Here is a 5,868-nt window from a genome sequence, read left to right as displayed (position 1 = left end):
GCGTCTCGAAGCATCGGGCGGCGCGAAGAAGCCTTACTCCACCGCGATCAGGGCGGCGGCGACGCGGCGGTCTTCCGACATCAGGACGTTGTAGGTGCGGCAGGCGGCCCCGGTGTCCATCGCGTCGATGACGATGCCGTGGGCGCGCAGCGCCGCGCGCAGATCGGCGGGGATGAAGCGCATCTGTCGGCCGCAGCCGATCAGCAGGATATCGACCGGCGGCATGCCCTCGGCATGGAAGGCGGCGAGGCTTTCGGCGTCGATCTGCTCGAAGGTAGTCACCGGCCAGGCCAGCGTGCGGTCGGGGAAGACCAGGATCGAGCTTTCATAGATTGTCCCGGTCACCCGGAACCGGCTGCCGCCATAGCTCTCGACGACTTGCCGGCCTTCCGGAATGAGCGGGGTGACGTCCATCGGCTGCCGGTCAGACCTGGGCGCCGACCGCCGTTTCGTCCTTCACCGGCTTATCGGGCGGACGGCGCAGATTGAGGTTCAACAGCAGCGGCGCGGAGATGAAGATCGAGGAGAAGGTGCCGATCACGATGCCGAAGATTAGCGCCCCGGTGAATTCCCGGATCACCGGCCCGCCGAAGGCGAACAGCGCGATGATCGCCAGCAAGGTGGTGCCGCTGGTCAGCACGGTGCGCGACAGGGTCTCGTTCAGGCTCAGCTCGCACAGCTCGCGCAGATCCATCTTCTTGTATTTGCGCAGATTCTCGCGAATGCGGTCATACACGACCACGGTGTCGTTGATCGAATAGCCGGCAATCGTCAGGATCGCCGCCACGGTCGACAGGCTGAATTCAAGCTGCAGCACCGAGTAAAGCCCGATCATAGCGATGACGTCGTGCAGCAGGGTCAGCAGCGCGCAGACGCCGAACTGCCATTCGAAGCGAAACCAGACATAGAGCATGATCGCCAGCAGGGCGAGCACCACGGCCAGCGTGCCATAGGTGATCAGCTCCTCGCCGACCTTGGGGCCGACGAACTCGACGCGGCGATACTCCACCCCCTCGCCCAGCGCGCCGCGCACGGCCTCGACGGCGACCTGCTGCGCCTGCTCGCCGCCATCCTGCTGCTGCACGCGGATCAGCACGTCGGTCGGCGCGCCGAACTCCTGCATCGACACCTCGCCCAGGCCCAGCCCGTTCACCTTGTTGCGCATGGCGGGAATATCGGCGGGGCCCTGGGTGCTGCGCACCTCGATCAGCGTGCCGCCCCGGAAGTCGATGCCGAAATTCAGCCCCTGGATCACCAGCGAGACAAGGGTGATCAGCATCAGCAGGCCGGCGAAGGCCAAGCCCGCATTCTTGTACTTCATGAACGGGACTTTGGGCGAATCGGCGAAGAACTGGATCGGTCGCATCGTCGCTTCTCCCCTTAGATCGGCAGCGTTTTGGGCCGGGTGCGGCGCAGCCACATGACCACGATAAGGCGGGTCACCATGATGGCGGTGAACATCGACGTCAGCAGGCCGATCGACAGCGTGACCGCGAAGCCGCGGATCGGGCCGGAGCCGAAGATGTAGAGCAGCACCGCGGCGATGAAGGTGGTGAGGTTGGAGTCGATGATGGTCGAGATGGCGCGGTTATAGCCGGCATCGATGGCCGAGACCGGCGGCCGGCCATTGCGCGTTTCCTCGCGAATACGCTCGAACACCAGCACATTGGCGTCCACCGCCATGCCGATGGTCAGCACGATGCCGGCGATGCCCGGCAGGGTCAGCGTCGCCTGCAGCGCCGATAGCGCAGCGACGATCAGCACCAGGTTAATGACCAGGGCAACGTTGGCGATGATGCCGAACAGCCCGTAGGCGATGACCATGAACACCACGACGGCGACCATGCCGAGCACGGCGGCGATCTCGCCAGCGGCGATGGAATCCGCGCCCAGGCCGGGGCCGACCGTGCGCTCTTCGAGCACGACCAGCGGCGCCGGCAGCGCGCCGGCGCGCAGCAGCAGGGCAAGATCCTGTGCTTCCTGCACGGTGAAATTGCCGGAGATGACGCCGCTGCCGCCCAGGATCGGCTCGCGGATCACCGGGGCGCTGATCACCTTGTCGTCCAGCACGATGGCGAAGGGCCGGCCGACATTGCCGGCGGTCACGTCGCCGAAGCGCTTGGCGCCGACCGAATCGAACCGGAAGGAGACCACCGGCTCGCCATTATTGAAGGTCGGCTGGGCATCGACCAGCGTGTCGCCGCTGACCATGACCCGGCGCTCGACCAGATATTGCTGCTGCGGCCGGCCATCCGGACCGACCTGATCGGACGGCAGAAGCTGCGAGCCGGGCGGCACCCGGCCGGCCATGGCGTCGGCCTGCGAGTTCTGGGTGTCGACCAGGCGGAACACCATCTTCGCGGTCTGGCCCAGCAGCGCCTTGATACGCTCCGGATCGTCGATGCCCGGCAGCTGCACCAGGATGCGGTCCTCGCCCTGGCGCTGGATCGTCGGCTCGCGCGTGCCGGTCTCGTCGATGCGGCGGCGCACGATCTCGATGGATTGCTCGACCGCCGCCTGCTTGCGGGCGGTCAACGCGGTTTCGCTGACGCGGATGGTGACGCGCCCGCCCTCGCCCGCCTCGACCGTGAGGTCGGGGTCGATGGCGCTCAGCAACCGCCGGATTTCATCGACCTGGCCGCTTTCCCGGCTTTGCAGCACCACCGCCTCGCCATCGATGCCGAGGCCGGTATAGCCGATGCGCGCCTTGCGCAGCTCGGTGCGGGTGATGTCCACCACCGATTCCAGCCGCTCGCGGGTCACCGCGTCGACATCCACTTCCAGCAGCAGATGCGAGCCGCCGCGAAGGTCCAGGCCGAGATTGATCTGCTGGCTGGGCAGCCAGCGCGACCATGTCTCCGTCACCGACCGGTCGACCAGATTCGGGGCCGCATAGGCGAATCCCAGGAAGCATATCGTCAATATCAGGACGATCTTCCATTTCGGAAAGTGCAGCATGGCGGCCGTTGGTCTCCCGGCGGATGAGCGGATGGACTTTAGACGGTGGGCTTGGTCTCGCCCGGCTTGGTCTCGCCCGGCTGGGGCTCCACCTGGGGCTCAACCGGCTCGGCATCGACCGGCTCGGCGGTCGCGACGGGCGCGGTGGCGGCGGCGGCCGGAACGGCGGATTTCTTGGCCTTGCCCTTGGCGGCGCGGCGCGGCTTCTCGACCTCTTCCTCATCCTCGTCGTCATCGTCGAACGACTTGGCCGGCTCGGTCTTGGCCAGAACCTCGGCGATCATGCCGCGCACCGCGCGAACGCGCACGCCATCGGCGATATCCAGCGACAGCTCGCCATCGTCGATGACGCGCACCACGGTGCCGATGATGCCGCCATTGGTGACAACGCGGTCGCCGCGCCGGATGTTGGCCAGCATGTCCTTATGGGCCTTCATCTTCTTCTGCTGCGGACGAATCAGCAGGAAGTAGAAGACCACGAAGATCAGCACCAACGGCAACAACGAAACGATGAAATCGCCGCCTCCGGCGGCTCCCTGTGCATAAGCCGGGGAGATAAGCATTTGCGTCTCCTTACCTTTCCACCCGAAGGCGGTTTCAGAACCCGCGCGGACTATAACCAGCCGCACGCCGATTGCAACAACAGCGGCTCCACCGGCGCTGGCCTGCCATGAGGTCGGTAGCGATTGACCCCGGATGAAGCTGGCGATTAGGCTCCCGCCTTCCTCGAAGAAGGCCAACCGAATATGACCAGCACGCCCGAGCTTCTGCCCCTCCTCGCCCGCATCGCCGACGCGCTGGAGCGCCTGGCCCCGCCAGCGCCGCAGCCCATCGACCTCACGCTGGCCGACGGTTTCGTGTGGAACGCCGAATCGGCCAGCCTGATCCCAGTGACGTCGATCTCCCGCGTCGATCTGGCGCTGCTGCAGGGCGTGAAGCGCCAGCGCGACACGCTGCTGGACAATACGATGCGCTTCGCCAAGGGGCTGCCGGCCAACAACACGCTGCTGTGGGGCGCGCGCGGCATGGGCAAAAGCTCGCTGGTGAAGGCGGTCCACGCCCAGGTGAACAAGGATATTCCCGGCTCGGTCGCCCTGGTGGAAATCCACCGCGAGGATATCGGCTCGCTGCCGCAACTGCTGAAAATGCTGAAGCAGGCCGGGCGGCGCAGCATCATCTTCTGCGACGATCTGTCCTTCGACGTCGCCGACAATGCCTACAAATCGCTGAAGGCGGTGCTGGAGGGCGGCATCGAGGGCCGGCCGTCGAACGTGCTGTTCTACGCCACCTCGAACCGCCGCCATCTGATGGCCCGCGACATGATCGAGAATGAACGCTCCACCGCCATCAACCCGTCCGAGGCGGTGGAGGAGAAGGTGTCCCTGTCCGACCGGTTCGGCCTGTGGCTGGGCTTCCATGCCTGCGACCAGGACACCTATTTCGCGATGATCGAGGGCTATAACGCTGCGTACGGGCTGGGCGTGCCGCTGGACGAGCTGCATGCCCAGGCCAATGAATGGTCGGTCGGGCGCGGCAGCCGCTCGGGCCGCGTCGCCTGGCAGTTCATTCAGGATCTGGCCGGCCGGCTGGGCAAGCCGCTGGCGTAAGCCTTACTGCGGCAAGGCCGCCTGCCCGGCGTTGCGCAGATAGGGCTGCGGATCGACCGGGCGGGAATTGCGCCTGATCTCGAAATGCAGCTGCGGCGTCTCCACGCTGCCGGTCGAGCCGACACGGGCGATGGCCTGGCCGCGCCGCACCACGTCGCCGCGTTTGACCAGCAGCGCCTCGTTATGCGCGTAGGCGGTCATCCAGCCGCCGGCATGATTGATCAGCAGGAGATTGCCGAAGCCACGCAGCTCGCTGCCGGCATAGACCACCACGCCATTCTCCGCCGCCAGCACGGGCGAGCCCTTGGGTGCCGCGATGTTCATGCCGTCATTATGCAGCCCGCCCGCTTTCGGCCCGTAGCGGGAGATCACCCGGCCATTCACCGGCATCAGGAAGGTATCCGAGCTGCGCGGCGGCGGCTGGGTGGCGATGGCGGCCGAGCCGGAAACCCGCGGCTCCGGGGCCGGTTGCGCCGGCGGGGGCGCAGGTTGCGCTTGGGCCTGGGGGGATGATGCTTGGGGGGAAGCCTGGGGGGCCGGCTCAGCGTCGGACGGCCGGGTGGCGGCCTGCGGCGTGGAGGGCGTCAAGATGCGGGGCGCGCCATCGCCCGGCGTATCGCCGAGATAGCTGCCGCCATCGCCGGCCGCCGGATTATCGGCCAGCGGCGCGCCCGGCAGGCGGCTGGGAGTCGTCGTCGTGGGTGGGGGCGTCGGCTGCGCGACAGCCGGCGGATTGGCCAGCGGCACCGTCGGGGCCTGAGCGATGGTCGCCACCTGGCCTGGCAGCACCAGCCGCTGGCCGACCCGGATGGTGAAGGGCGGCGTCAGATTGTTGGTCCGCGCTAGGCTGGAAACCTCGACATCGTAGCGCCGGGCGATGCTGAACAGCGTGTCGCCGGCGGCGACCGCGTGGAAGCGCTGGTTCGGGAGTCGCAGCGCCTCGCCGACGCGCAGCACATAGGGCGGGTTCAGATTATTCGCCTGGATCAGCTCGCGCAGCGGCACGTCGTTGGCGCGCGCGATGCTGTACAGCGTGTCGCCGCGCTTGATGACCACCATGCCCGGCCCGCCCGCCTGCTGCGCAGGCTGGTTGACCGATGGCGGAATGCGCGACGGCGTGGTGCCGCCATAGACCACGGGCGCGGGCGGCCCCGACCGCGCGCAGCCGGCCAAAGCCAGCGCAACCAGCAGAACAAGGGCAGCGGAAGGGCGAAATACGCTCACGCGGCGCAGTGTACGAAGGAAGGCAAGCTTCGGCAATCGCGGGGCTGAACAGCGAACCGCCCGATGCTTCGAGACGCCG

The 5,868-nt window shown here is 67.1% G+C and carries 6 protein-coding genes; 1 reads left to right on the top strand and 5 read right to left on the bottom strand.

From position 1 onward, the window contains the following. Positions 1-33: 33 nt before the first annotated feature. Genes AUP43_RS05885 through yajC form a run of 4 tightly spaced genes read right to left on the bottom strand, consistent with a single transcriptional unit; the run spans position 34 to position 3,521 of the window. A complete protein-coding gene (locus AUP43_RS05885; protein ID WP_067553745.1) occupies positions 34-414 on the bottom strand; it encodes an Mth938-like domain-containing protein in 381 nt (126 codons plus the stop codon). A 10-nt stretch (positions 415-424) separates the two neighbouring features. Further along, positions 425-1,366 carry a protein translocase subunit SecF gene (secF, locus tag AUP43_RS05880; RefSeq protein WP_067553743.1) on the bottom strand — a complete coding sequence of 314 codons (942 nt, stop codon included), beginning with the start codon at positions 1,364-1,366 and terminating at the stop codon, positions 425-427. A gap of 14 nt (positions 1,367-1,380) precedes the next feature. Next, entirely contained in the window at positions 1,381-2,958 is a 1,578-nt protein-coding gene (gene secD / locus AUP43_RS05875) for a protein translocase subunit SecD (protein WP_067553741.1), read from the bottom strand. Positions 2,959-2,996: 38 nt separating this feature from the next. Further along, on the bottom strand, positions 2,997-3,521 hold the full coding sequence (gene yajC / locus AUP43_RS19640) for a preprotein translocase subunit YajC (RefSeq protein WP_084462594.1): 525 nt from the start codon (positions 3,519-3,521) through the stop codon (positions 2,997-2,999). Positions 3,522-3,704: 183 nt separating this feature from the next. Here yajC and AUP43_RS05865 point away from each other — a divergent pair, with 183 nt between their 5' ends. Then, positions 3,705-4,565, top strand: coding sequence for an ATP-binding protein (locus AUP43_RS05865; protein ID WP_067553738.1), 861 nt, complete (start codon positions 3,705-3,707; stop codon positions 4,563-4,565). A 3-nt stretch (positions 4,566-4,568) separates the two neighbouring features. On the opposite strand, the gene AUP43_RS05860 is transcribed toward AUP43_RS05865, so the two are convergent. Beyond that, entirely contained in the window at positions 4,569-5,789 is a 1,221-nt protein-coding gene (locus AUP43_RS05860; protein WP_157089256.1) for a LysM peptidoglycan-binding domain-containing M23 family metallopeptidase, read from the bottom strand. Between the last annotated feature and the right edge of the window lie 79 nt (positions 5,790-5,868).

The organism is Oceanibaculum pacificum, assembly GCF_001618175.1.
GTDB lineage: Bacteria > Pseudomonadota > Alphaproteobacteria > Oceanibaculales > Oceanibaculaceae > Oceanibaculum > Oceanibaculum pacificum.
This window is presented reverse-complemented; position numbering and strand designations above follow the sequence as displayed.